Source organism: Stappia stellulata DSM 5886, assembly GCF_000423705.1.
GTDB classification, from domain to species: Bacteria; Pseudomonadota; Alphaproteobacteria; order Rhizobiales; family Stappiaceae; genus Stappia; species Stappia stellulata.
Window position 1 is genome coordinate 96,736 of the sequence record NZ_AUIM01000013.1, and the last position, 24,853, is coordinate 121,588.

A 24,853-nucleotide genomic window follows, 5' to 3' on the forward strand; every position below is an offset into this window, starting at 1 on the left:
CAGATTTCGCGCACCGCAATCTTGCGGCCCGTTCGATGGAAAAGGCTAGTCACAGAGCGTTTACCATCCGTTACGACGGCAACGTCGGAGCGAGAAACGCCCTCAATAGTCAGGTGCTGACTCACAAATCTGGCGTTTTGGCGGCAAAGCGTCCGCTTCGCCGGCAGGCAGGCCGATCAAAGGCTGCGGCCGATTGCCAGGAACTTCTTGCGCCGCTCCGCGCGCAGCGCGGCCGCATCCATGCTCTCGAGCCGCGCGAGCGCGGTATCGATGGCCTTGCCAGCCCGATCGACGACGATCTCACGGGCGCGATGCGCGCCACCCAGCGGCTCCTCGACGATCTCGTCGATCACCTTGAGCTGCATCAGGTCCTGCGCCGTGATCTTCATGTTCGTTGCGGCATCCTGCGCCCGGGCGCTGTCGCGCCACAGGATGGATGCACCGGCTTCCGGCGAAATCACGGAGTAGATCGCGTGCTCGAGCATCGCCACATGGTTGGCCGTCGCGATCGCAATGGCGCCGCCCGAGCCGCCCTCGCCGATGATCAGCGCGATGTTGGGAACGCCAAGCCCCAGTCCCGCGTCGGTGGATCGCGCGATGGCCTCCGCCTGGCCGCGTTCTTCCGCCCCGATGCCGGGATAGGCGCCCGCCGTGTCGACGAAGGAGATGAGCGGAAGTGCGAACCGCTCGGCCATTTGCATGATGCGGACCGCCTTGCGGTAGCCTTCCGGCCGCGCCATGCCGAAATTGTGCTTCAGGCGCGATTGGGTGTCGGCGCCCTTTTCCTGCCCCAGAACCGCAACGGAGCGTCCCCGGAACCGGCCGATCCCGGCGATGATCGCGGCATCCTCTGCATAGTTGCGATCACCGGCCAACGGCGTGAAATCCTCGAGCAGCCCGGCGACATAGTCCAGCGCATGCGGACGGTCGGGATGACGGGCCACCAGCGTCTTTTGCCAAGGGGTCAGCCGCGAGTAGAGGTCACGCAGCGCCTGTTCGGCCTTTTTTTCCAGCCGTTCGATCTCGTCGGACACTTCGACCGTCTCGCCCGTTTCGGCGACGGCGCGCAATTCATGAACCTTGCCCTGAAGGTCGGCGACGGGCTTTTCGAACTCGAGAAAACTGTGCATTGCAAGTGGGTCCAGGCGCTGTGCGGGAAGGGTCAGTCCATCCCGCGCGGATTGCGGCGCGACACTGGCGAGACCGGCCCGCCCTGTCAAGACATGCAAGCACGGGATCTGCAGCCCGAAATTTGCCGCCCCCTCCTTATCGGCAAGCCGAGGCCGACCCGCGTCAGCGCGCCGCCTGGTCCCGGCCTCCGGAGAAGTCCAGCTTGCGAGGCTCGACGACCAGCGTGCCGCGCTTCGTGCCCATGGACACGCGGTAGGGCACAAACACCCCGCCCGCGCCAAGCGGCGCAAGCCAGGCTTCCATCTTGCGATTTTCCGCCATGTATTTCACCGAGGCGCGCGAGGGGCGATGCCCCGCGACCGGGATCCAGCGCGCGGAACACACGACGACCTTGCCGTCATAGCCGCGCCCGGAGACATCCTTCATGCCCTTGTAGCTCAACTGGATGTCGAAACGCGTCCAGCCGTCGAACACCGAGATCCGGCGCTTGCAAACCGAGGCGTCCGGCTTGCCCCCCTTCGCCTTCACCGGCATCAGGATGGCGCTCAGCGGATCGACCACATTGCGCTTGTGCTTGGACCGCACCTTGATCCGCTCCGGATTTGGCTTAAACTTCGGCGTCACGCGCATGTCGCGCACGCGTCCGGACCCTTGCGCCAGGTCGACGAAGAAATCGCGGTCGGCCGCGCGCGACGCCATCTTGTAACGCGCGGGAATGACGCCGCGGGAATTGACCCAACCCGAGGCCTCCGCTCCGCCCTTGCCGGTGGAAAACAGCGTGCCGATCCCGGCGGGTGCCATGCCGATCTTGGCGGAATAGGCGTTTTTCTGAAGAACCAGCGACAGCGATCCGCGCGCGATCTTGAAGCCCGAGACAGAGATATCGTAGACGCCGCCAAGCCGCGTCGTCTCCGCATGGACGGCGGATGCCATCGCGGCGAGCGCACCGCCGGCAACCACCGGAACGACAAGCCGCATGGAGCGGCGGAAGAGGCACATTACCCTGGACATCGGATCCTCACACGGCGCGCGGCCCTATCGGCCGGATACCACAACGCTTATGCCGCCGCCGGGACTTCCCGGCCGCTTGAAATTCGCGCGGACCCGCAGGCTTTGCAAATCACGCCGGGTCCGGTGTACGAGTGTCACATCGCTACGGTAACCGCATGGTTAATGGACCGCAAATGATTGCCGTAGCCCGTCCGCATTTTGCATCGACGGCTTTTCGCCCGCGCGCGGCGCGCATGATGCCTTGACGGCGGCGGCTTTGCCCCTTATAGCAAGCCGACTTTTCATCCAATGCCGGCCGCGTGCGCCGGACCACAGGGGTCCGCGAACGCTTGGCATTCCAGCAGCCGGGGTCTGACCCCGTCGTCGTAACCGCCCGCTCACAGATGCGGGCAAGAAACAAAAGGTGTCCCATGGCCCGCCGTTGCGAACTGACCGGCAAGGACGTGATGACCGGCAACAACGTCAGCCACGCCAACAACAAGTCGCGTCGCCGGTTCCTCCCGAACCTGTGCAACGTGTCGCTCCTGTCGGATGCGCTTGGCGCAACCTACAAGCTGCGCGTCAGCGCCCATGCGCTGCGTTCGGTCGAGCACCGTGGCGGTCTCGATGCCTTCCTCCTGAAGGCGGCCGAAAGCGAGCTTTCGCCCAAGGCACGGATCCTGCGCACCGAAATCAAGCGTCGTCTGGCCGAGTCCGCCGCAGCCGCGGCCTGATTCTCGCCGCAGTGGCGTCACGACAGGGCGAGGACGCCCGTCGGGCCTGGCACGGCGGCACATGGCGGCGACAGATGTCGAGAAGATGCAAAGAGGCGCAACGCGCCTCTTTTTGCCGTTTTCGGAAGGCCGCCCGACCGATCGGGTTGCCTTGACCGGGTGACCGCCCCGGTCGATCCGCACACCGCGCGGGAGCGGCGGACCGGACCATGGAGTGTCGGACATGATGGATTTTCGCGAGTTTACCGCATCGCGCGCGCTGCAGGCCATCCTGGCGATGGCGCTGGTCGTCGTCGCCTCCAACATTCTCGTGCAATATCCGGTTTCCGGCACACTCGGCGGGGTCGATCTCGCCAATCTCCTGACCTGGGGCGCCTTCACCTATCCGGCGGCCTTTCTGGTCACGGATCTGACCAACCGCCGTTTCGGCCCGGCCGCCGCGCGCAAGGTGGTTTTCGTCGGCTTCGCCCTCGCCGTTATGCTGTCGATCGTGCTGGCCACGCCGCGCATCGCCGTCGCTTCGGGCTCGGCCTTCCTGTTCGCGCATCTGCTCGACATCCTGCTCTTCGACCGCATGCGCCGCATGAGCTGGTGGAAAGCGCCGATCCTGTCTTCCGCCACGGCTTCGGTGCTCGACACCGCGCTGTTCTTCGGCCTCGCCTTTTCCGCAGCCGCCACGCCGCTGCTCGGCTACGGCGACGGCTTTGCAACGGATGCCGCGCCCTTCCTCGGCGTCTTTGCGCTGGAGGTTCCGCGCTGGGTCTCCTGGGCGGCCGGCGATCTTGCGGTCAAGCTTCTCGTCGCAGCCGCGCTGCTGCTGCCCTACCGGCTGCTGCTCGCCTATTTCGGCGCATCGACGCAGATTGGCCGCGCCTGAGGCGCCGCGCGGCTCCGACACAGGCTCACGGGTTTCAAAAAAGCCCCGCGCGAGGATCGTCGCGCGGGGCTTTTTCGGTTTGAAAACGGCCGTTCGCGTTCCGCTACATCGCGGGAACGGAAAGTCCGCGCCGGCGGCAGGCCGCCACCACCGTGTTCGCCAGCAGGCAGGCAATCGTCATCGGCCCGACACCGCCCGGCACCGGCGTGATCGCGCCTGCCACCTCCACGGCCTCCGAAAACGCGACATCGCCCACCAGACGCGTCTTGTCCGGCCCCTTGTCGGGCGCGGGCACCCGGTTGATGCCGACGTCAATCACCGTGGCGCCGGGCTTGATCCAGTTTCCGCGCACCATCTGCGGGCGCCCGACGGCCGCGACGAGGACATCCGCGCGCCGGCAGACCTCCTCGAGGCCGCGGGTGCGCGAATGCGCCATCGTCACGGTGCAGTTCTCGTTTTGCAGCAACAGCGACACCGGCTTGCCGACCAGAATGGAGCGACCGAGCACCACCGCATCGAGACCGCTCAGGTCGCCGCCGCGCGCCTCGCGCGCCAGCAGCACGCAGCCTTGCGGCGTGCAGGGCACCAGCCCCGGCGCGCCGAGCACCAGCCGTCCGGCGTTTTGCGGATGCAGCCCGTCAACATCCTTTTCCGGGTCGATCGCCAGCACCACCTGATCGGTATCGAGATGCGCAGGCAGCGGCATCTGCACCAGAATGCCGTCGACGCCCGGATCCGCATTGAGGGTCGCCACCAGGTCCATCAGATCGGCCTGGGACGTCTCCTCCGGCAGCCGGTGCTCGATGGAGCGCATGCCGCACTCCTCGGTCTGGCGCACCTTGTTGGCGACATAGACCCGGCTCGCCGGATCGTCGCCGACGAGCACCACGGCAAGTCCCGGGGTGATCCCCGGCGCCGCCTTCAACCCGGAAACGGCCTGAGCGACCGACGCCCGCAAGCGCGTCGCGCGCGCCTTGCCGTCGATAAGGGAAGCGGACATGAAACCTCCGAAGAACTGAAACCCTGAACCGGCCCCATCCTAGGCGGACGGACCGCAGAATTGGCGCAGACGTGCGGCAAGCATTTGCGCGTCTGCGTCAAGTTCGAGCATTTTGACCCTGGCCGTCGCGCCCGCGACCAGCCGAACGTCTCGCTTCGCCAGACCGAGCGACCGCGCGACCAGAGCCGTGACCGCGGCATTGGCGGCGCCCTTGTCGGGCACCGCCCGCACGCGACAGCGCAACACGCACAGCCCGTCGTCGCGGATCTCGATCCCCTCGAGGCGGTCGTGCGCGGCTTTCGGCGTGACCCGCACCCGCAGCCTGAGGCCGCCGTTTGCAGCCGGCTCCCAGGGACGCGGCATGCGCGCGGTCACACCCGGATCAGAAGACGTTGGGGTAGAGATAATAGACGATGATGCGCTGGAGCAGGAAGATGCCCAGAAGCAGCACGATCGGCGAGATGTCGAGACCGCCCATGCTCGGCAGGCGCTCGCGGATCGGACGCAGCAGCGGCTCCGTCAGATTGTAGAGCACCTGCGCGATCATGGCGACGAACTGGTTGCTCGAATTGATCACGTTGAAGGCGAACAGCCAGGAGAAGATCGCGCTGGCGATGATCACCCAGGTGTACATGTTGAGAATGATGAGAACGACGTCGAGAATGGCGCGCATGGGCGGGGAGGCTCCGGCTCGGTCCTGGGTTCCAATGACTGTTCTTCATGTAACGGGAGCACCGCTTTCCCGCAAGCTCGGGAACGGCCCGCCAACACACGCCGCACGCTGCATTGGGACAGCTTCAGACCCGGCAGCCGGGACGTCGTGTGCAATGCGACGCCCAAAGGGGGCGGGCGCCGGGCACACGATGGCAACGGTCTGGCGCGATTCGCCGCTGCAACCGCTTTGGATCCGCAGCCTTTCACCGTCGCCCGCAGCGCATCGCGCTGTTGCCTTTCCGGCCGCTTCATCCTCGCCGTGCGGCAAAATCCGGGCGATCGGCAACGACGGTGCCCCCGCGCGGGCGAGCCCCTTGACAGGAGCCCGGCCCCTCCCCTAAATGCCGCACACGCTCAAAGAGCGCGGGGCCGTAGCTCAGATGGGAGAGCGCTGCAATCGCACTGCAGAGGTCAGGGGTTCGATTCCCCTCGGCTCCACCAAATTCCCACCGAAATAATTTTGCGAACCGAAACGCCAGGCTTTTGTTTGCCGCGCCTGTTCGGTGGCAGCTATACGGCTGCGGTCATTCCGGCCCGACGGCATCCCGGAGACCAACAGAGCAGCGGACATCCGCCGACCAATCACCGGAACCCGACGAAGCCATCGCCGCTCAAGCCGCGCTGACAACCTCGTGACAACCGACAAGGCCTCCGCTCAGGCTGCCCGCGCCGGGGACAGCAGGCCGGCCCCCGCGGGCGCGCCAGGCGCGACACCACCTTGTCATTCCAAAAGGCTTGAAACCACGCGCAAGTCCCGCGCTTGCCGCGGCTTGACGAGATGCAGACCGACGCAAGCCACGGCACTCCGGTTTACAGGGCCTCGCCTAGCCGCAATAGGCGCGCTTGTCGGGCTGGACCTTCAACAGCGCCTCGCGGAGCTTCTCGAGCGCCCGGCTCTCGATCTGGCGCACGCGTTCCTTGGAGATCCCGAGCTTGTGCCCGAGGGCCTCGAGGGTGGCCCCCTCTTCCGACAGACGCCGTTCGCGCACGATCCGCAACTCCCGCTCGGACAAAACGCCGAGCGCGCTTTCCAGCCACAACGACCTGCGTTCTGTGTCGATCGCGCCGCCGACCATTTCCTCGGGCAGCGGATCGTCCGACACCAGAAAATCCTGGCGGTCGGCGCTGGACCCGTCGGATTCCATCATCGGCGCATTCAGCGACGTGTCCGGGCCGGACAGCCGGGCGCTCATGGTCGCGACATCCGCGACCTTGACGCCCATCGTCTGGGCGATCTTGCCGACGAGTTCGGTTTCCGTTACCCGCGTGGTGCCGCTGCTCAGCTTGGCCCGCAGGCGGCGCAGGTTGAAGAACAGCGCCTTTTGCGTCGACGACGTGCCACCGCGAACAATGGACCAGTTGCGCAGGATATAGTCCTGGATCGACGCGCGGATCCACCAGGTCGCATAGGTCGAGAAGCGCACCTCGCGCTCCGGCTCGAAGCGGGACGCCGCCTCCAGCAAACCGATATGCCCCTCCTGGATGAGATCGCTCATCGACAGCCCGAAGTTGCGGTATTTCGCCGCAACGGCAATCACGAGACGCATGTGCGAGAGGCTCAGTCGGTCAAGTGCCGCCTGATCGTCATTGTCGCGCCAGTCGAGCGCAAGTTGATGCTCTTCCTCGCGGCTCAGGTAGGGCGCGTTCATCGCCGCACGCACCAGTTCTCGACGATTTCCGGAAAGGTAGCTCACGGTCAATACCTCCGCGCCGTTGCATTCTTACCCTGGAATACGCGCGGAGAGCTGGTTTGGTTCAGTTTTCCGCCGTAAAAATCGAGTAGGCGGTGCGCGCCTCGCGTATTGGCACGCATCGATCCGCGACCGCCATTCCACAGAGTGCCCTGCCAACGCGATCAGAACCAATACGAGTTTGTAGTTCTGGCGATAAGTTTACTTGATGAATGTGCCGTTGGCGTGACGGTGACGCCAATGCCCACAACGGCGTCCGGCGCCAGGACGCCCTGCAAACGCACCCGACAACGAAAAGGCCCGGCGCAGGGCCGGGCCTTCAAGAATGCTTCGGCGAACCGAACCGGCTGAACCGCCTCAGGCGGCCGCTGTCTGCTCGCCTTCGCTGCCATCGCCTTCCGCAGCCGCAGCCGCCGCTTCCGCAGCCGCCTTGCGGCTCGCCGACTTGGCCAGGTTCTGCTCGATCTGCCGGATCGCTTCCGTGTCGGAGCACTTGTTGACGGCCGCAATCTCGCGCGACATGCGGTCGAGCGCCGCCTCATAGAGCTGGCGCTCCGAGTAGGACTGCTCCGGCTGCGTGTCGGAACGGAACAGGTCGCGAACGACTTCGGCGATCGAGATCAGATCGCCGGAGTTGATCTTCGCCTCGTATTCCTGCGCGCGACGGCTCCACATGGTCCGCTTGACGCGCGGACGCCCGCGCACGGTCTCCAGAGCCTTTTTGACCGCAGGTGCATCGGCCAGCTTGCGCATGCCCACGCTCGCGATCTTCGCGACGGGAACCCGCAGCGTCATCTTGTCCTGTTCGAAGTTGATTACCAGCAGTTCAAGCGCATACCCGGCGACATTCTGTTCCTCGATCGCCGTGATCTGACCGACCCCGTGAGCCGGATACACAATGAACTCTCCTGTCTTGAAACCCTGTCTCTGCGCGGTTTTTTTCACCGTTGTTGCCATACGCCTTTATTACTCCTGCGCAGTTGCGGCCGTGAGGCCGATGGTTGACGCCCGCGCGCCACCTTTTTTCGGAGAAACGCACGCCTCCGGCCTGGAAACCCGAGCCGCCGGTGTCCGTCTTGGTGTGTTCAGCCTGCCTGCTGCGATCTCAACTCATGAATGTCATGGAAACCGGCTTCAGCCCGAAACGTTTTCCGGGGAAGCTGCAACCACAAAGCCTCCGTGGGAGGGGGAGATCCGAAGATCAGACGACTAGAGAAAGACGATACCACATTTTCTGTGGATTTCCAAATGCAACGCACAATAACCCCGCCGCCGGCGGGGGCAGCAGGGCGCCTTTCAGCAAGGGCCGAGCCCGGGAGCGCTCAGTCTCCCTCGCCCGGCTCCGAGGAAAAGAACTTTTCAAACTTGCCGTCCTGCCCGTCGAATTTCTCCGCCTCCGGCAGCGGATCCTTCTTGACCGTGATGTTCGGCCACTTGGACGCATATTCGGTGTTCACCTCGAGCCATTTTTCCAGGCCGGGTTCGGTGTCGGGCTTGATCGCGTCTGCCGGACATTCCGGTTCGCACACCCCGCAGTCGATGCATTCGTCGGGATGAATGACGAGCATGTTGTCGCCCTCGTAGAAACAGTCTACCGGGCACACTTCAACGCAGTCTGTATACTTGCACTTAATGCAGTTGTCCGTGACGATATAAGTCATCGCGATCCTCTCATGACGGCCCCCGGACCCGTCCCGGTTGCCGCGGCACCCGCATCCCAGCCGGCGAAACGACGCCGCCTGCCGGAGGCACGGCGCCTTTTGACGATTGCCTACCGGGTTTGTCAGCCCGCATCAAGTTCGGAATATGTTGAGTTTGAGTGCGCCTTTGGAACAATATTCCAGCGCCCGCACGCCGCGCCAGCGACGAGAACGCCTGCCCCACGCAAGACCGGGACCGCCGGCACTACCCTTCACCGAAGCGAAACCGGTCGGTCTCCCGTCTTTCCCGCTTGGTCGGTCGCCCGCTTCCCGGTTCGCGGTGCGCCGGAGCCCCCGGTTCGGCAACCGGAGCGTCCCGCGGCGGCGGAGGCGGCGTCAGATCTTCGTAGAGCAGCCGGGCTTCCGGCGCCGGCCCGCGCCGCTCGCCCGGTGCCAGCACCTTGAGAATACGAACGCTACGGGCAACGGAAACCGTCAGGACGTCAGCGGTACGCACCGGTTTCGAGGGCGCGGTCACCTTGTCGCGATTGACCCGGACATGCCCGGCCGCCACAAGCTTTTGCGCAAGGCTGCGCGACTTGACGATACGCGCATACCACAACCACTTGTCGATCCGCTGCACGGGCAGCGCACCGTCGCCCTCGCCCATTGTCGCCAACCTCCGTGTCGGCCGTCGGACCCTTTCGCAGGACGCCCCGACCGGCGCCATGATGTTTCAGCGCGCTGGTGTCAGCGCGGCTTCTTTTCCAGATTCGCCTTGAGGGCGGCAAGCTTGGCAAACGGTGAATCCGGGTCGATTGCGCCGCCTTTGGCCGGTCGACCGCCACGACCGCCCGCCTTGTCCGGACGCGGCCCGCCCGGCTTTCCGCCCGACGTCCGGCCCGGGGTCTCGCCCGCGTGGCGCGGCTTGGCCTTCGGCTTGCCACCGCCGCGCCGCGGCGCCTGTTCGTCACGCCCGCCGGGTCCCTTGGCCGATGCGGCGTCGCGCGCGCCGCCGCCCCGGTTGCCCGGCCGGCGTCCGGCCTTCTCTCCGCCGCGCGGGCGGCGATCCCGCCGGCCCGGGCGCCAGACCTCGATCACGACTACATCCGTGCCCTGCGCCTCTGCGGACGCTGCCTCGCCCGACGATGCCTCGGCGCCCGTCTCCGGCGCTCCGGCGTCAGCGGTGACCGTGTCGGCACCTGCCGTTTCCGGGGACACGGCTTCAGGGGCTGCCGCACCATCGGGGGGGACAGCACCAGGGGCCGCAGGTTCTGCAACCTGCGCATCCGCGGATACGGACACGTCGGCCGCGTCGCTCTCCGCGCTCGCGGTCCCGGCAGCGGTCGCGTCCCGTTCCGTCGCGGCGACGACGCCGGCGCTCTCCGGTTCGGTCGCGGAAACAGCCGATTCGTCTGCTCCGGCCGCGGCCGGAGATGCAGCGTCCGTCGCCCCGGCGTCAGACGTCTCGGCTGCCGGTGTTTCGGCTGCCGGCGTTTCGGCAGCCGTCGCTTCGGCAGCCGGCGTTTCTGCATCGGCTGCCGGACGCTGGACCTCGCGGCTTTCGCTGCGATAGCCGAGCGACTTGAGAATTGCGGAGAAATCCTCGCCCGCGCACCCGAGCAGCGACGTCATCGCCACCGTTACGGTAAAGCCGCCGCCTTCGCGAACCGCGCCCTCCGGCGGCTCGACGGTGGCGTCGAGCGGTTTCCAGGCAAGCAGGGGGCGAATCAGGTCGGCGAGTCGTTCCAGGATATCGACCCGCACAGCGCGCGGGCCGCACACGCGAAAGCCGACGACCTTGTAGAGGTCCTTGGAAATTTCCGGATCGACGACGACCGACGTGCGTCCGGAGGCCGACATCTGCGGCAGCTCCGACAGGCCCGGCATCTCCAGGTCGCCGTGCTTCAGCGCCCACAACTGGGCCATCAGCCGGCTTGGCGCCGGCTTCAGCAGTGCCGGAACGAAAATATGATAGGCGCCGAAGCGCACGCCGAGCCGCCTCAGGCCGGCGCGCATGGTCTGGTCGAGCTGGCGCACGTCCTCGGAAATCTCGGCCCGTTCGACGATGCCGAGCGATTCCACCAGCCGGAAGGCGACGCCGCGGGCGAGTCCCTCGAGCCCTTCCCCGACCTCGAGATCGCGCAAGGGTTTGGCCAGCGTGTCGATATGCGCCCGGAGCCAGAGCGTGAGCCGGGCGTCCACCTTCTCGCGGTCGGCAGCCTCAAGCGTGTCGTCGCACAGGACGACCAGACCCGGCGCAAGCACGGTTTCGCCGGCAATCAGCCGCGCGACGACCTCGCCCTGCCAGCGGATAAAGCCATCCGAGGTCAGGGTGAAATCCTCGTTGCCCGCGCGCGCCACCTTGTCGGCGCGTGCCGTGAGCTCACTGGCAAGCGCCTTTTGCGCGGCCGCGCGCAGCGCCTTGCCGTCGGGACCGTCGGCAGCCGCATCGGGCGCGAAGCGAAAGCCCTGGAGCTGGCCGACATGCTGCCCCTCGACAAGCACATCTCCCACTTGTGTGATTTCCGCTTCAAGCATCGCGTTCTCTCTCAACCGTCGCATCAATACGCTTGTCCGCCGGTCGACAAAGCGCTGTGTAAGCCTGTCGTGCAAGGCGTCCGACAACCGGTCTTCTACGCCGCGCGTGACGCCTTGCCAATGGGCGGGATCCGACAACCAGTCGGCGCGATTGGCGACGAAGGTCCATGTACGGATGTGCGCCATGCGATTTGACAACGTATCGATATCGCCGTCCACCTTGTCGGCGAAGGCCACCTGGCGCGCGAACCAGTCGTCCGGAACGACGCCGTCGCGGGTCAGATGCGCATAAATCCCGGCAATCAGATCCGCATGATTGGCCGGCGCGATCTTGCGGTAGTCCGGGACCTGGCACACATCCCACAACAGCCGCACGCGCTCCGGGGAAGACGCCACCCGGCGGATCGCCTCGTCGCGCACGGCATGATCGAAGGCGGTTTCGTCCGCTGACGGCGGCGCGCGCGTCAGCCCCTGTTCGCGCGGCGGCACGTCGAGCGAGGCCCGCAGGCTTCCCACCGAACCGAAATCCAGCGCCCTGCTGCGCCACTGGAAAACCTTGAGCGCGTCGAACCGGTGGCTTTCCAGCGCCTCGACCAGTTCGTCGTCGAAGGGATCGACCCGGCCTGTCACGCCAAAGGTTCCGTCCCGGGTGTGACGCCCGGCGCGCCCGCCGATCTGGCCCATCTCCGCCGGTGTCAGCATGCGGTACTGATAGCCGTCGAACTTGCGGATGCCGGCAAAGGCGATGTGGTCGACATCGAGGTTGAGGCCCATGCCGATCGCGTCGGTGGCGATCAGGTGCTGCACGTCGCCGTTCTGGAACAAGGCGACCTGGGCGTTTCGCGTGCGCGGGCTGAGCGAACCGAGCACCACGGCCGCGCCGCCATGCTGGCGCCGGATCAGCTCGGCGATCGCATAGACTTCAGAGGAGGAAAAGGCGACGACGGCCGAGCGCGGCGGCAACCGCGTGATTTTCTTCTGCCCCGAATAGGCCAGCACGGACATGCGCGGCCGGGTGACGACATTGAGGCCCGGGAGCAGCCGCTCCAGCAGCGGACGCGCGGTCGCCGAGCCAAGAAGCAGCGTTTCCAGATGACCGCGCATGTTGAGGATGCGGTCGGTGAAGACATGGCCGCGCTCCAGGTCGCCGGCGAGCTGCACCTCGTCGATGGCGACGAAATCCGTCTTCAGGTCCAGCGGCATCGCCTCGACGGTCGAGACCCAGTAGCGGGCCTCCGGCGGGATTACCTTTTCCTCGCCGGTAACAAGCGCGACCTTGTCCTCGCCCACGCGCGCGACGATGCGTCCGTAGACCTCGCGCGCCAAAAGGCGCAGCGGCAGGCCGATGATGCCGCTTTCGCGCGAGATCATCCGCTCGATGGCGAGATGGGTCTTGCCCGTGTTCGTCGGACCGAGCACGGCGGTCACGGTCCGGGCGCGCACACTCGGCGGAAGCTGGGAGTTGGGAGACTGAAGCATGTGGTGCGACGACGCGAGACGCGACCTCTTGGGCGAGGGCAAAACTGGGCGGCGAAAATCCGGCAGACCCACCCGCAGGCAGGGCGACACACAGATTTCTGGTACCACAGTCGGCACGCGCATGTCGCGCATTCTTTTGCCAACGACAGGCGGTGACACCCCGCGAATCGCCCCGCCCGCCGGCTCAACGCCCTGCAACCGGAACGAGTCCGGAACAAAGCCGGACCGAATCGCTGCCGACAGCATGTTCATGGTTTGTTTTATACAAGATGTGGTGCCAAAATGGCAGAATGGTCCGAAATCATGAATCGGCACAGGATATTGGCCCTGCCGCGAATGGCAGAAGGCGTCGCGCATCGCATCTGCCAAATCCTTGCGATTTCGTAAACTCCGACGGCAAAGTTCGAGCGATCCGGTTAACCTTTCAACTAAAGCGGGAACAAAGCCTGTCCGAATCGCTGACGGCAGAATGTTCCTGTTTTGTTTTCCCAAGATACAGTGGCTTGCCGCCTACACGCACCGAGATGCGGACGCGAGGGCGCAACGCGCTCGCGGCGGGGGCCTCCCCGGCTTTACCGCTCCGTTCCGTTTTGGCACAGATAGCAGGATGGTGCAGCGCACCACCTTTCCTTGCGACGCCGCGCCCTGTAAAACCCGTCGGGAAAGCCAATACAGGAGGGGTAAATTTGGCCATTCGCAAGATTCTCGTCGCCAACAGATCCGAGATTGCCATCCGCGTGTTCCGCGCGGCGACCGAACTGGGCATGCGCACCGTTGCCGTCTATGCCGAACAGGACAAGCTCGCCCTGCATCGCTTCAAGGCCGACGAGGCGTATCAGATCGGACGCGGCCCGCACCTGGAGGCCCCGCTCGGCCCGATCGAGTCCTACCTGTCGATCGACGAGATCCTGCGGGTCGCCAAGGCCTGCGGCGCGGATGCCATTCACCCCGGCTACGGCTTCCTGTCGGAAAGCCCGGAGTTCGCCGACGCCTGCGCAGAAGCCGGCATCGTCTTCATCGGCCCGCGTCCCGAGACCATGCGGCGGCTCGGCAACAAGGTTTCGGCGCGCGACCTCGCCGTCGAGGCCGGCGTTCCGGTGATGCCTGCGACCGATCCACTGCCCGACGACATGGAGACGGTGCGCCGGCTTGCCGCCGAAATCGGCTATCCTGTGATGCTCAAGGCCTCCTGGGGCGGCGGCGGGCGCGGCATGCGCGTGATCGGCGACGAGGAAACGCTGCTGCGCGACGTGGAAGCCGCCAAGCGCGAGGCCAAGGCCGCCTTCGGCAAGGACGAGATCTATCTGGAAAAGCTCGTCGAGCGCGCCCGACACATCGAGGTGCAGATTCTCGGCGACAGCCACGGCAACCTGCTGCATCTGTTCGAGCGCGACTGCTCCATCCAGCGACGCCACCAGAAAGTCGTGGAACGGGCGCCGGCCCCCTATCTCACGCCCGAGCAACGCAAGGAAGTCAGCGACTACGGCCTGAAGATCGGCAAGGCGACCAACTATCGCGGTGCCGGAACGGTCGAGTTCCTGATGGATGCCGATACGGGCAAATTCTACTTCATCGAGGTCAATCCGCGCATCCAGGTCGAACACACGGTCACCGAGGAGGTGACCGGCGTCGATCTGGTCAAGGCGCAGATCCGCATCGCCGCCGGCGCCATGATCGGAGACCCCGGCTCGGCGATCCCGACGCAGGACGCGATCAAGCTCAACGGCCACGCGTTGCAGTGCCGGATCACCACCGAGGATCCCGAGCAGAACTTCATTCCCGACTACGGCCGCATCACCGCCTATCGCGGCGCGACCGGTTTCGGCATCCGCCTGGATGGCGGCACCGCCTATTCCGGCGCGGTGATCACCCGCTTCTACGATCCGCTCCTGGAAAAGGTCACCGCCTGGGCGCCCTCCGCCGAAGAGGCCGCCCAGCGCATGGACCGTGCCTTGCGCGAGTTCCGCATCCGCGGCGTCGCGACCAACCTGGTGTTTCTGGAAAACGTGATCGGCCACCCGGATTTCCGGGGCAACAACTACACCACCCGCTTCATCGACGAGACGCCGGCGCTGTTCGAGCAGGTGACGCGGCGCGACCGTGCGACCAAGCTCCTGACCTATATCGCGGATGTCACCGTCAACGGCCATCCGGAGACCAAGACCCGGCCGCGCCCGCCCGCCGAGGCGGCAACTCCGCAGGCGCCCGCCATCGACGCGCCGATCAAGAACGGCACGCGCCAGCTCTTGGAAGAACTCGGCCCCGCCGGTTTCGCCGACTGGATGAAGGCGGAGCGCCGCGCGCTCGTCACCGACACCACGATGCGCGACGGCCACCAGTCGCTGCTCGCCACCCGCATGCGCAGCCATGACATCGTCGCGGTGGCCGACGCCTATGCGCGCGGCATGCCGCAGCTGTTCTCGCTGGAATGCTGGGGCGGAGCGACCTTCGATGTCGCCATGCGCTTTCTCACCGAAGACCCTTGGGAGCGGCTTCGCCTGATCCGCGAGCGCGCGCCCAACATCCTGCTGCAGATGCTTCTGCGCGGCGCGAACGGCGTCGGCTACACCAATTATCCCGACAATGTCGTGCGCCATTTCGTCAAGCAGGCGGCAAACGAGGGCGTCGATCTCTTCCGCGTGTTCGACTGCCTAAACTGGGTGGAGAACATGCGCGTCTCGCTCGACGCGGTGATCGAGGAGGACAAGCTCTGCGAGGGCGTAATCTGCTATACTGGCGACCTCAACGACAGCGCCCGGCCGAAATACGATCTCGCCTATTACATCCGCCTGGCGAAGGATCTTGAAAAGGCCGGCTGCCACATCCTCGGCGTCAAGGACATGGCCGGACTGATGAAGCCGGCGGCGGCACGGGAGCTCTTTTCTGCCCTCAAGCAGGAAGTCGGCCTGCCGATCCACTTCCACACCCATGACACCTCGGGCATTTCCGCCGCCAGCGTGCTCGCCGCCGTCGACGCGGGGGCCGATGCCTTCGACGCGGCGATGGACGCCTTTTCGGGGCTCACCTCGCAGCCCGCGCTCGGCTCGCTGGTTGCAGCCCTCAAGGACACGCCCCGCGACACGGGGCTGGACGCCGGCACGATTCGCGACCTGTCGCTTTACTGGGAGGCGGTACGCAACCAGTACAGCGCCTTCGAAAGCGACCTGAAAGCACCGGCCTCCGAGGTCTACCTGCATGAAATGCCGGGCGGCCAGTTCACCAACCTGAAGGAACAGGCCCGTTCGCTCGGGCTGGAAAGCCGCTGGCACGAGGTCGCGCAGGCCTATCACGACGTCAACATGATGTTCGGCGACATCGTCAAGGTGACGCCCTCGTCCAAGGTCGTCGGCGACATGGCCCTGATGATGGTGGCGCAGGGCCTCAGCGTTGCCGACGTGCTCTCGCCGGACAAGGACGTCGCCTTCCCCGAAAGCGTGGTGCAGATGATGCACGGCGACCTCGGACAGGCGCCGGGCGGCTTTCCCGAAGACATCCAGAAGCGCGTGCTCAAGGGAGAAAAGCCGATCACGGTGCGTCCGGGCGCGCTGCTGGACGACGACGACCTGGAGGCCCGCCGCGCGGAAATCGCGGAAAAGACCGGCACGGACATCAACGAGGCGGAACTGGCCTCCTACCTGATGTACCCCAAGGTCTTCACCGAGTTCGCGGCGGCGCGCGAGGTTTATGGTCCCGTCAGCGTGCTGCCGACCCCGATCTACTTCTACGGCCTCCCCGCCGGCGAGGAGGTGATGGTCGACCTGGAACCGGGCAAGACACTGGTCGTGCGCTGCCAGGCGATCGGCGAGACCGACGAGAACGGCGAATGCAAGGTGTTCTTCGAGCTCAACGGCCAGCCGCGTATCATCAAGGTGCCCGACCGGGCGCATGGAGCCGCCGGGGCCGCCGCGCGACGCAAGGCGGAAGACAACAACCCAGCGCATGTCGGCGCGCCGATGCCCGGCGTTATCTCCACAGTCGCTGTCTCCGCCGGCCAGAAGGTGACGGCCGGCGACGTGCTCGTCTCCATCGAGGCGATGAAGATGGAAACCGCGCTCCATGCCGACCGCAACGGAACCGTTTCCGAAGTGGTCGTGAGCGCGGGACAGCAGGTCGACGCCAAGGATCTGTTGGTGGTGCTCGCCGACGTCGAAGACTGAAACAGCGGCGAGAAGATGGAGCCGCAATGAGCCTCGCCATCGCCAGTGACGATCTGCGCCGGACATTCCTGCACCTGCAGGGACTGTCCGGCGCGCCCGGCCGGAAGCTGGATACCGACGGCTGCCAGGTGCTGATCCGCGACCTCGGCTTCGTCCAGGTCGACAGCATCAACACGGTGGCGCGCGCCCATCACCAGATCCTGTTTTCGCGCAACCAGACCTATCGGCCCGACCAGCTTGCGCGGCTGCTGGAAACCCGTCGCGACCTCTTCGAGAACTGGACGCATGATGCGTCATGCATTCCGGTGGAGTTCTATCCCCTGTGGCGGCACCGTTTCGCGCGCGAACGCGACCGGATGAAGGCGCGCTGGACCAACTGGCACGGCCATGACTTCAAGGCGGAGCTGGACAAGGTGCTTGCCCGCATCCGGGATCACGGCCCGGCGGGCACCCGCGACTTCGACCGCGACGGCCCGCGCAAACAACCCGGCTGGTGGAACTGGCATCCGGGAAAGGCGGCGCTGGAATATCTCTGGCGCACCGGCGAGATCGCCGTCACCCGCCGGGAGAACTTCGCCAAGATCTACGACCTCGCCGAACGGGTCATTCCGCCGGAGCATTTCGGGCGCGAGATCGCGCATGATGCCTTCGTCGACACGGTCTGCGCAGAGGCGATCCGGCGGCTCGGCGTTGCCACTTCAGGCGAGATCGCGGCGTTTTTCGACCTGATCACGCCTGCGGAAGCCGCCAGTTGGTGCGCGGCCAACCTTGGCGGCCGCATCCGCGCCGTCGCCGTGGATGGGAGTGGCGGACGCCGTGCCGCCTTCGCACGCGCCGATATCGAAACCTGTCTCCGGGAAACGCCCGCCCCGCCGAAGCGCCTGCGCGTGCTCAGTCCCTTCGATCCCGTGCTGCGCGACCGCAAGCGCGCCGAACGGCTGTTCGGTTTCCGCTACCGGATCGAGGTCTTCGTTCCCGCGCCAAAGCGCGTCTACGGCTATTACGTCTTTCCGCTTCTGGAAAACGACCGGATCATCGGACGCATCGACGTGACCTGCAAGCGCGCCGAGGGCCGGCTTGCCGTCAGGGCGCTCTGGCCGGAACGCGGCGTGCGTTTCGGGAGCGGTCGCCAGGACAGGCTGGAGGCGGAGCTTTCCCGCATGGCCCGCTTCACCGGCATGGAAGAGGTGACATTCGAGGGCGGATGGCTGCGCGACCCTGTCGGGTGACAGCGCGCGACTAGCGCTCGCCGAAGGCGGTGTCGAGCGAGCGCACGATCGGCTTCAGCATGTAGCGCATCAGCGACTTGGAACCGGTGACCACATTGGCCTGAACCACCATGCCCGGCAGCACAGGACGGATATTGGCGCCCGAACCGACCTCGCGCGCTGCGAGCGCGATCACCGCCTTGAAATAGGCCTCGCCGTTTTCGTCCTTGAAGCTCGAGGCGGAAATCGTGCGCACCGTGCCCTGGACCGAGCCGTATCGGCTTGCATCGTAGCTGGTCACCTGCACGTCGGCCGCGTCACCTTCCTTGATGTGACCGATGTCCTTCGGCTCGACCTTGACCTCCGCGACGAGGTCCTCCTCGAGCGGCACGATCTCGGCGACCAGGTCGCCGGGCCTGACCACCGACCCGGATCCGGATTGCTCCACCGACTTGACGAGGCCGCCCACCGGCGCCCGAACGACGAGCCGGTCGGCCCGGTCCTGAAGCCCGGCGAGCTGTTCGCGAAGCTCCGCGCGCTCCTCGCCGATCTTGCTCTTCTGTTCGGCAACCTGCTGCAGCACGTCCGCCCGCGCCTTTGCCAGTCCCGCCTGCGCTTCGGCCAGGCCGGCGCGAGCCTGCCCGAGCTGGCCGACAACGCCGGCGAAGTCGTTTTCCGCAGCGTGCAGCTGGGTCTTGGCCTCCAGATACCGACGACGCGAGGTATAGCCTTCCTTCAGCAGCTCGCTCTGGATCGCGACCTTCTCGCGCTCCGTCTCGAGCTGCTGTTGCAGCAGCTCCTTGCGCGCCACGAGGCCGGCGATTTCCGCCTCGCGTTGATCGACCCGGGCGGCAAGCGCATCCTGTTCCTTCTTGCGGGAGCGCAGATTGGCGAGGAAGGCATCGCGCTGGCGGTCGCTGAGCGCGATCCGGCCACTGACACCGCGCAGGCCCGCGCCGCCGCCGGCGTCTCCAAGCGCCTCCGCGTCGAGACGCTCGTCTTCCAGCGTCAGCCAGTCGAGCCGCACCCGGATACGGGCGAGTTCGCTGCTCGCGTCGCTCGCGCGAAGCTGCATCAGCGGCGCGCCCGCCTCGACGAGATCGCCCTCGCGCACGAGGATCTTCTCGACAATGCCGCCTTCCAGATGCTGCACCGGCTGCACGGCCCCGGAGGGCACGATTTCTCCGCGCGTCGGCGCAACCTCGCGGATTTCGCCGATGCTGGCCCACAACAGGAGAGCGATCACCAGCCCGCACAGGATGTAGAGCGCGCGACCGATGGCGCGCGGCGGCTCGCCGTCCTCCAGCTCGAGCGGGAGCGACAGGCGTCCGGAAACACTGCGTTGATTTGCGGGCGACTGCACCAAACACACCCCTGACGGAACTCGATACCAAATCCGGCTGCCAGTCTAGGCGCACACCGTTAATAGAGCGTGTGAAACACGCCTCCATGCGCGCGGCTCCGGGGCGCGACCCAAACGGCGGCTACGCCGCATTCATGATCCGCGGCACGATCTCGTCGGGCGTCCCCTGCGCGGCGATCCGTCCCTCGCGCATGTAGATGACCCGGTCCGCGAGCCGCATGTGGCTCGGCCGGTGCGTCACGAGAAAGACGGTGGCCCGGCCCTTGAGCGCACGGATCTTGTCCATGAGAAGCTTGTCGCTCTCGAAGTCGAGATTGTTGCCGGGATCGTCGAGCAGATAGAGCGCCTCGTCGCGCACGAAGGCGCGGGCGAGCGTGATCTTCCGCTTCAAGGAGTCCGGCAACCGGCGCAGAACCTGGCTCGAGAGCCGCGTCTGGAAGCCGTCGGGCAACAGACCCTGGTCCGACAGAAGATCGACCTCCGCAGCCGCGCGTGCCAGGTCCGCGTCGCTTGCCTGCGGATTGGAGAGGCGAATGTTCTGGGCCAGCGTGCCGTAGAAGAACTCGGCCGTCTGCGGCACATAGCCGACGGACTGGCGCCACTCGCCCACGTCCAGCTGGCGGATGTCGAGCCCGTCGACGATGACCGCTCCGCCCTGCGGCGGATAGAGACCCAAAAGAATCTTGAGAAGGGTGGATTTTCCCGCGCCGCTCGGCCCGGCGATGGCGATCAGTTCGCCAGGCTTCACCCGCAGATCGATACCGCGAAGCGCCGGCTCGCTCTTGTTGGGGTAGCGGAACACCAGCTGGTTGATCGCGACCGCCCCCTTGAACCGCCGGTTCATGGACGGCGCTTCTCCGGGCGTGCGCTCCTGCGGCAGGCGCATCAGCGCATTGACCTGCTCGACGGTCTGCTGCGCCTGGCCGATGCGGCTGAGTGAGAGAAAGGCCTGGTTGAGCGGGTTGAGCACGCGCCACGCAAGCGCCATTACCGCGATAAGCGCACCCTGGCTCATGTCGCCGTTCAGCACCTGAACGGCGCCGAGACCGAGAATGCCGACCCCGCACAACGACATCAGCATCTGCGAGATCGCCTGCACCGTCTGCTGGATCATCCGGGTGCGCAGGTTCTTTTGCGCATGATCGGCGGACAGCCGGCGATAACGTTCGATCCAGACCGTCTCCGCCGAAAGGTCGCGGATCGATCCCTGATGGGTGATCGTCTCGATCGTCAGGTTCTGAAGGTTGGATTTCGCCTGGCCGGAGGCGGCGATTGCGCTGCGCATCTTCGGAATCGCAAACACCGCCATGATCGCATAGAGCGCAATCAGCACGACCGGCAGCCAGACGAGCTGCCCGCCAAAGATGGCGATCGCGCCCAGAAACAGCAGCGAAAACGGCAGGTCCACCGCAGCATTGGCCAGCGGACCGGTGAAGATTTCCCGGATACCCTCGAACTGGCGCAAGCGTGCCAGCTGCGCGCCGATCGGCGCCGATCCCGTGAGGACAAGCGGCAAATGCAGGATCTGGACAAAGGCCTCGTTGCCGATTGTCGTGTCGAGCCGCGCGCCGAGATAGGCCTGCAACGAGGCGCGAATGCGCTTCAGCAGGTAGTCCGCGACGAGAATGACCGCGATCCCGACGCTCAGCGTCACGAGCACGGACACGGACTTGGCGCCGATGGCCTTGTCGTAAACCGCCATGACAAAGAGCGGCACCGCGAGCGCGAGACTGTTCAGCACGAAGCCAAGCGCGAAGATCGAAAGCGTCAGCTTGCGGAACCGCCCAAGCGCGAACCCCAGCCAGCCGCGCCGGCGCGCATCGGCTGCTTCCGTGCCGCTGTCCGGTTCGCGAAAAACGAAAACGGCTCCCTCGCCCGCCTTCGGGCGAAGCGTCTTTTCCGTGCCGGAGCTGGCGTCGAAGGCGCGAAACCCGCCTTCCGCCGAAAGTCCCAGCAGGGCATAGACATGCCCGTCGCACGAATAGATGCAAGGCAAATGCCCTTCGCGCAGCGCGGTCGCGCCGCCCGTGAACCGGCGCGTCGGTCGATCCAGGCGGCTCAGCACCGCCCGCAGCTCGTGAACGGAAAACAGCCCGTCGAAATGCGGCATCGCCTCGAAGATCAGACGCTCGTTGCCACGCCAGGAAAGCGCCTCAAGCAACACCCGCAGACACGGCTCGAGACCGGCGTGATCTTCCGGCGCCGGAACGGGAGGCGGCCCGTCCTCCTCTGCCGGTCGCCCCAGCGCGCGCGTCAGGGCGTTGAGCTGCCGGTGGACCGCATTCCTGCGGACCGGCGCTTCGGAAAAGCCTGTTGCAGCGGGGTCCCGCGTCATGGCTGCGCCCTCATGCCGTCAACTTTCCGCTGATCGAAAACGGCCTTGCCGGCGCGGCCGCGGAAGGCATCGTGTCGGGACCGGCTTTCGCGGCGTCCTGGACCGGTTGGTCGGCGACCGGCTCCGGATTGACGGCGCTCACCTGCCCGTCGGCAACCTCCAGCAGGTGGTCGGAGATTTTCAGAAACGACGGGCGATAGCTGACGATCAGGATCGTCATGTGCCCGCGCAAGCTCTTCAGGGCCTCGATGAGGAGCGCCTCGCTGCGCTGGTCGAGTGGCGCATTCGCCTCGTCGAGGATCAGGACCCGCGGGTCGCGCGCCAGCGCGCGGGCAATGGCGATGCGCTGTTTCGTCGCCCCCGGAAGCGCATCCATGACGCCGACGCCGAGATCGGTGTCATAGCCATTCGGCAGAAGATGAATATCGTGCTCCAGGCCGATGAGCGCCGCGGCCTCCCGGGCGCGTTCCGGAGCGGCACTGCAACCGAACATCGTGAGGTTTTCCAGGATCGTGCCCCGGAACAGCGGCGCGGCCGGACCGACGTAGGAAATGCGCTCGCGCAGCGCCGTGTGAGCCGGTCCGTAGAGATCGTGACCGCCATGACGGATCGTGCCGCTGTCGGGCTGCAGGTCGCCGGACAGGATGCGCATCAGGGTCGAGCGTCCGCTGCCGTCGGCCCCCAGGATGCCGGTAATCGCGCCGGCCTCGACCGCAAACGACGCGCCCTCGAACCCCGCGCCCGCCTTGCGCTTGCTGCGGAACGACAGGTCGCGCACGTGAATGCCCTCGCCGAAATCCTCGAGCGTTCCCGCGAATTCCTGTTGTTCCGGCAGGTCGAACAGACGCAGGCCCTCGGCCACATCGTGACGGGTTCGCTGGACTTCGCCAAGCGCCGAAATGCCCCGCAGGACGGGCTGGATTACCTGGCCGGTCAGCAATGTGCACGCCGCCACCGCACCAACGCTCAAGGAGCCGCCGATTGCCAGAAGCGCACCGGCGAAGACGACCGAGATCGTCGCGATGGAGGAGTACAGGCCGATGGCGTTCTGCGAGCTGTTCGCCAGCTGGATGGCGGTATAGCTGCATTCCCCGACCTGGCGCTGAAGGCGCTCGTAGCGCCGCACCATCTGCGGCTCCAACGCCAGCGCTTTCACCGTCTGGATATGCGACATCACCTCGATCACGAAGTCGTACTTGCGCGAATCGCTCTCGCTGCGCGCCTCGATGGAGGCCGTGACGGCCTTGTTGCGGCGGATGTTCAACACGGCGAAAATTGCGATGAGCGCCACGGGAACAAGCGCGACCGGTCCGCCGATGATCGCCATCAACACGAGAAAGACGCCGGTGGCCGGGATGTCGATCGCCAGCAGACGCGTCTGGCCGCCATAAAAATCCGCGACCGCGCCAAGCGATCCGAAACGCTGCATGTGGTCGCTGAGCGGTGTGGCGCCGAGCTTGTCCGGCTGGGCCTGCACGACGCGACGGAACGCAGCAAGGCCGATGCGATGCCCGAAAGACGCCGCCGACCAGCCCATCAGATGCGCCCGGGCGATCTTCAGTCCGGCGTCCAGTACCATCACCGCCATGAGACCGAGGATCAGCAGCGACAACGTGTGCGTCGATGCATTGGGAAGGATGCGGTCGTAGACCTGCAAGACGGTCAGCGGCAACGCCAGCGACAACCCGTTGACCAGGATCGACGCCGTGATGACCGGCGCGCTCAGGGGCGGCGACGCAATCGTGCCGCCATGCGATTGCGGCACCGCGATCTCGGGAAGGATCTGCCGCAGCGCCGCAAGCAAGCGGGGTCGGCCGGATTGTGGGACTGGCGTCGTCATACACCGAGATTGAAGCTATTTTCTTTTAAATTTCTTTACCAAGAATCCGTCCGCTTGACCGGAAGTGGCCCAAAACCCGGCTTTCCGAGATCGATTTAACGATTGTGCAGCGGATTGACCGCTTTCATCGGGCAAAGTCACAACTCGAATGGCGGATCCCATGTCCGACGATACCTCGCACACCCCTCAGACGCCGGTGCCCGCACCGGGCGGCCCGCGCAACGCGGTGACGTCGGGCGGGCAGGATGGCGTGGCCGCCAGGAACCGGGTCGACGCCGACCGCAAGGCGCTGAAGGAAGCGCATGAATACGATCACGATCCGTCCGATCCGGTCTCCAACGAAACGACGCTTTCAAGCCTGCATCTTGGCGCGGTGAGCGGCGCAGCCCTGGCCGCGACGATCCGGCAGGGCACGGCCATGCCCGCAGCCGGGGAAGAGATGCCGCCCGCCGGCGAGCCGTGGCAGCCGCCGCACGCGCAACATCGAGCGGCCGTGCGCGGCACGACCGACGACGATGTCGATGCCGGTGGGTTCGTGCCCGACGCCGCAGCCGCTGCTCCGCTCGGGTCCTCGACCTATCGCGGATCCTCCGCGCCCGTGGCCCCGGTGGCGACATCGTCGTCGGCGCCAGCCCCCGCATCCGGCGATTTCGGCGCGCCTGTAGCGGCCGCCGGGGCCGTCGCCGACACGCCCGTGCAGAACGAAGGCGCCGCAACAGCCTCCGGTGGATCGGTGCCGCAGGATCTTTTTGACGTCTCGCCGGTCACCGACACGGATGGTTCTGCGAACACATTGGCGGAAGACGCCGCCGGCGGAACCGCCGTGGGCATCGTCGCGAATGCCAAGGATGCCGATGCGACCGACAGCGTCAGCTACGCCGTCGACGACGCCCGCTTCACCGTCGACCCCGACGGCACGGTGCGCGTCGCAGACGGTGCAAGCTTCGACGCGGAGACGGAGTCCAGCATCGACGTCACTGTCACCGCGACCTCCACCGATGGCAGCACCTCGTCGGAAACCTTCGCGGTCGACGTCACCGACGTGAACGAGAGCGCCGTCTCACCGGTCACCGACACGGACGCCAGCGCCAACACCCTGGCCGAAGACGCCTCCGGCGGAACCGCTGTGGGCATCGTCGCAAACGCCACGGAT

The 24,853-nt window shown here is 66.1% G+C and carries 18 protein-coding genes and 1 tRNA gene; 6 read left to right on the forward strand and 13 right to left on the reverse strand.

Going from position 1 to position 24,853, the window contains the following annotated elements; all coding sequences use genetic code 11:
- Window positions 1-176 precede the first annotated feature (176 nt).
- Window positions 177-1,130: an acetyl-CoA carboxylase carboxyltransferase subunit alpha gene (locus G572_RS0111795; RefSeq protein WP_029058659.1), complete on the reverse strand. Its 954-nt coding sequence runs from the start codon at window positions 1,128-1,130 to the stop codon at window positions 177-179.
- Window positions 1,131-1,293: 163 nt separating this feature from the next.
- Window positions 1,294-2,142 (reverse strand): DUF3108 domain-containing protein, encoded by an 849-nt coding sequence (locus G572_RS0111800; RefSeq protein WP_208979099.1) that lies wholly within the window; start codon window positions 2,140-2,142, stop codon window positions 1,294-1,296.
- A 410-nt stretch (window positions 2,143-2,552) separates the two neighbouring features.
- On the opposite strand from G572_RS0111800, the gene rpmB reads away from it, so the two are divergent.
- Window positions 2,553-2,855, forward strand: coding sequence for a 50S ribosomal protein L28 (gene rpmB, locus G572_RS0111805; RefSeq protein WP_029058661.1), 303 nt, complete (start codon window positions 2,553-2,555; stop codon window positions 2,853-2,855).
- A 223-nt stretch (window positions 2,856-3,078) separates the two neighbouring features.
- Window positions 3,079-3,732 (forward strand): queuosine precursor transporter, encoded by a 654-nt coding sequence (locus G572_RS0111810; protein ID WP_029058662.1) that lies wholly within the window; start codon window positions 3,079-3,081, stop codon window positions 3,730-3,732.
- Between the two features lie 103 nt (window positions 3,733-3,835).
- On the opposite strand, the gene folD is transcribed toward G572_RS0111810, so the two are convergent.
- From folD to G572_RS0111825, 3 genes are read right to left on the reverse strand one after another with little or no spacing between them, the layout of a single operon-like run.
- A complete protein-coding gene (folD, locus tag G572_RS0111815) occupies window positions 3,836-4,732 on the reverse strand; it encodes a bifunctional methylenetetrahydrofolate dehydrogenase/methenyltetrahydrofolate cyclohydrolase FolD (RefSeq protein WP_029058663.1) in 897 nt (298 codons plus the stop codon).
- A gap of 39 nt (window positions 4,733-4,771) precedes the next feature.
- Complete coding sequence (locus G572_RS0111820; protein WP_029058664.1) at window positions 4,772-5,095, reverse strand: DUF167 family protein; 324 nt, start codon at window positions 5,093-5,095, stop codon at window positions 4,772-4,774.
- A gap of 19 nt (window positions 5,096-5,114) precedes the next feature.
- The gene (locus G572_RS0111825) at window positions 5,115-5,405 is read right to left on the reverse strand and encodes a YggT family protein (protein ID WP_029058665.1); all 291 of its coding nucleotides are present in this window, start codon (window positions 5,403-5,405) and stop codon (window positions 5,115-5,117) included.
- Between the two features lie 406 nt (window positions 5,406-5,811).
- On the opposite strand from G572_RS0111825, the gene G572_RS0111830 reads away from it, so the two are divergent.
- A tRNA-Ala gene (locus tag G572_RS0111830) sits at window positions 5,812-5,887 on the forward strand.
- A gap of 383 nt (window positions 5,888-6,270) precedes the next feature.
- On the opposite strand, the gene G572_RS0111835 is transcribed toward G572_RS0111830, so the two are convergent.
- From G572_RS0111835 to G572_RS0111855, 5 genes are all read right to left on the reverse strand, one after another.
- Complete coding sequence (locus G572_RS0111835) at window positions 6,271-7,146, reverse strand: RNA polymerase factor sigma-32 (RefSeq protein ID WP_156884574.1); 876 nt, start codon at window positions 7,144-7,146, stop codon at window positions 6,271-6,273.
- 348 nt (window positions 7,147-7,494) lie between these two features.
- Window positions 7,495-8,094, reverse strand: coding sequence for a CarD family transcriptional regulator (locus G572_RS0111840; RefSeq protein ID WP_029058667.1), 600 nt, complete (start codon window positions 8,092-8,094; stop codon window positions 7,495-7,497).
- A 365-nt stretch (window positions 8,095-8,459) separates the two neighbouring features.
- A complete protein-coding gene (gene fdxA / locus G572_RS0111845; protein WP_029058668.1) occupies window positions 8,460-8,798 on the reverse strand; it encodes a ferredoxin FdxA in 339 nt (112 codons plus the stop codon).
- Window positions 8,799-9,042: 244 nt separating this feature from the next.
- Entirely contained in the window at window positions 9,043-9,447 is a 405-nt protein-coding gene (locus G572_RS0111850; RefSeq protein WP_029058669.1) for an RNA-binding S4 domain-containing protein, read from the reverse strand.
- 80 nt (window positions 9,448-9,527) lie between these two features.
- Complete coding sequence (locus G572_RS0111855) at window positions 9,528-12,797, reverse strand: helicase-related protein (RefSeq protein WP_029058670.1); 3,270 nt, start codon at window positions 12,795-12,797, stop codon at window positions 9,528-9,530.
- 686 nt (window positions 12,798-13,483) lie between these two features.
- Between G572_RS0111855 and pyc the strand changes: the two genes are divergently transcribed.
- Entirely contained in the window at window positions 13,484-16,954 is a 3,471-nt protein-coding gene (pyc, locus tag G572_RS0111860) for a pyruvate carboxylase (protein WP_029058671.1), read from the forward strand.
- 26 nt (window positions 16,955-16,980) lie between these two features.
- Window positions 16,981-18,183 carry a winged helix-turn-helix domain-containing protein gene (locus G572_RS0111865; protein ID WP_029058672.1) on the forward strand — a complete coding sequence of 401 codons (1,203 nt, stop codon included), beginning with the start codon at window positions 16,981-16,983 and terminating at the stop codon, window positions 18,181-18,183.
- 10 nt (window positions 18,184-18,193) lie between these two features.
- On the opposite strand, the gene G572_RS0111870 is transcribed toward G572_RS0111865, so the two are convergent.
- From G572_RS0111870 to G572_RS0111880, 3 genes are all read right to left on the reverse strand, one after another.
- Window positions 18,194-19,525, reverse strand: coding sequence for an HlyD family type I secretion periplasmic adaptor subunit (locus G572_RS0111870; RefSeq protein ID WP_208979100.1), 1,332 nt, complete (start codon window positions 19,523-19,525; stop codon window positions 18,194-18,196).
- A gap of 121 nt (window positions 19,526-19,646) precedes the next feature.
- Window positions 19,647-21,860: a peptidase domain-containing ABC transporter gene (locus G572_RS0111875; RefSeq protein ID WP_029058674.1), complete on the reverse strand. Its 2,214-nt coding sequence runs from the start codon at window positions 21,858-21,860 to the stop codon at window positions 19,647-19,649.
- 10 nt (window positions 21,861-21,870) lie between these two features.
- Complete coding sequence (locus G572_RS0111880; protein WP_029058675.1) at window positions 21,871-23,664, reverse strand: peptidase domain-containing ABC transporter; 1,794 nt, start codon at window positions 23,662-23,664, stop codon at window positions 21,871-21,873.
- A gap of 196 nt (window positions 23,665-23,860) precedes the next feature.
- Between G572_RS0111880 and G572_RS0111885 the strand changes: the two genes are divergently transcribed.
- Window positions 23,861-24,853 (forward strand): cadherin repeat domain-containing protein (locus tag G572_RS0111885; RefSeq protein WP_483855117.1); only part of this gene is annotated, 993 nt, incomplete at its 3' end.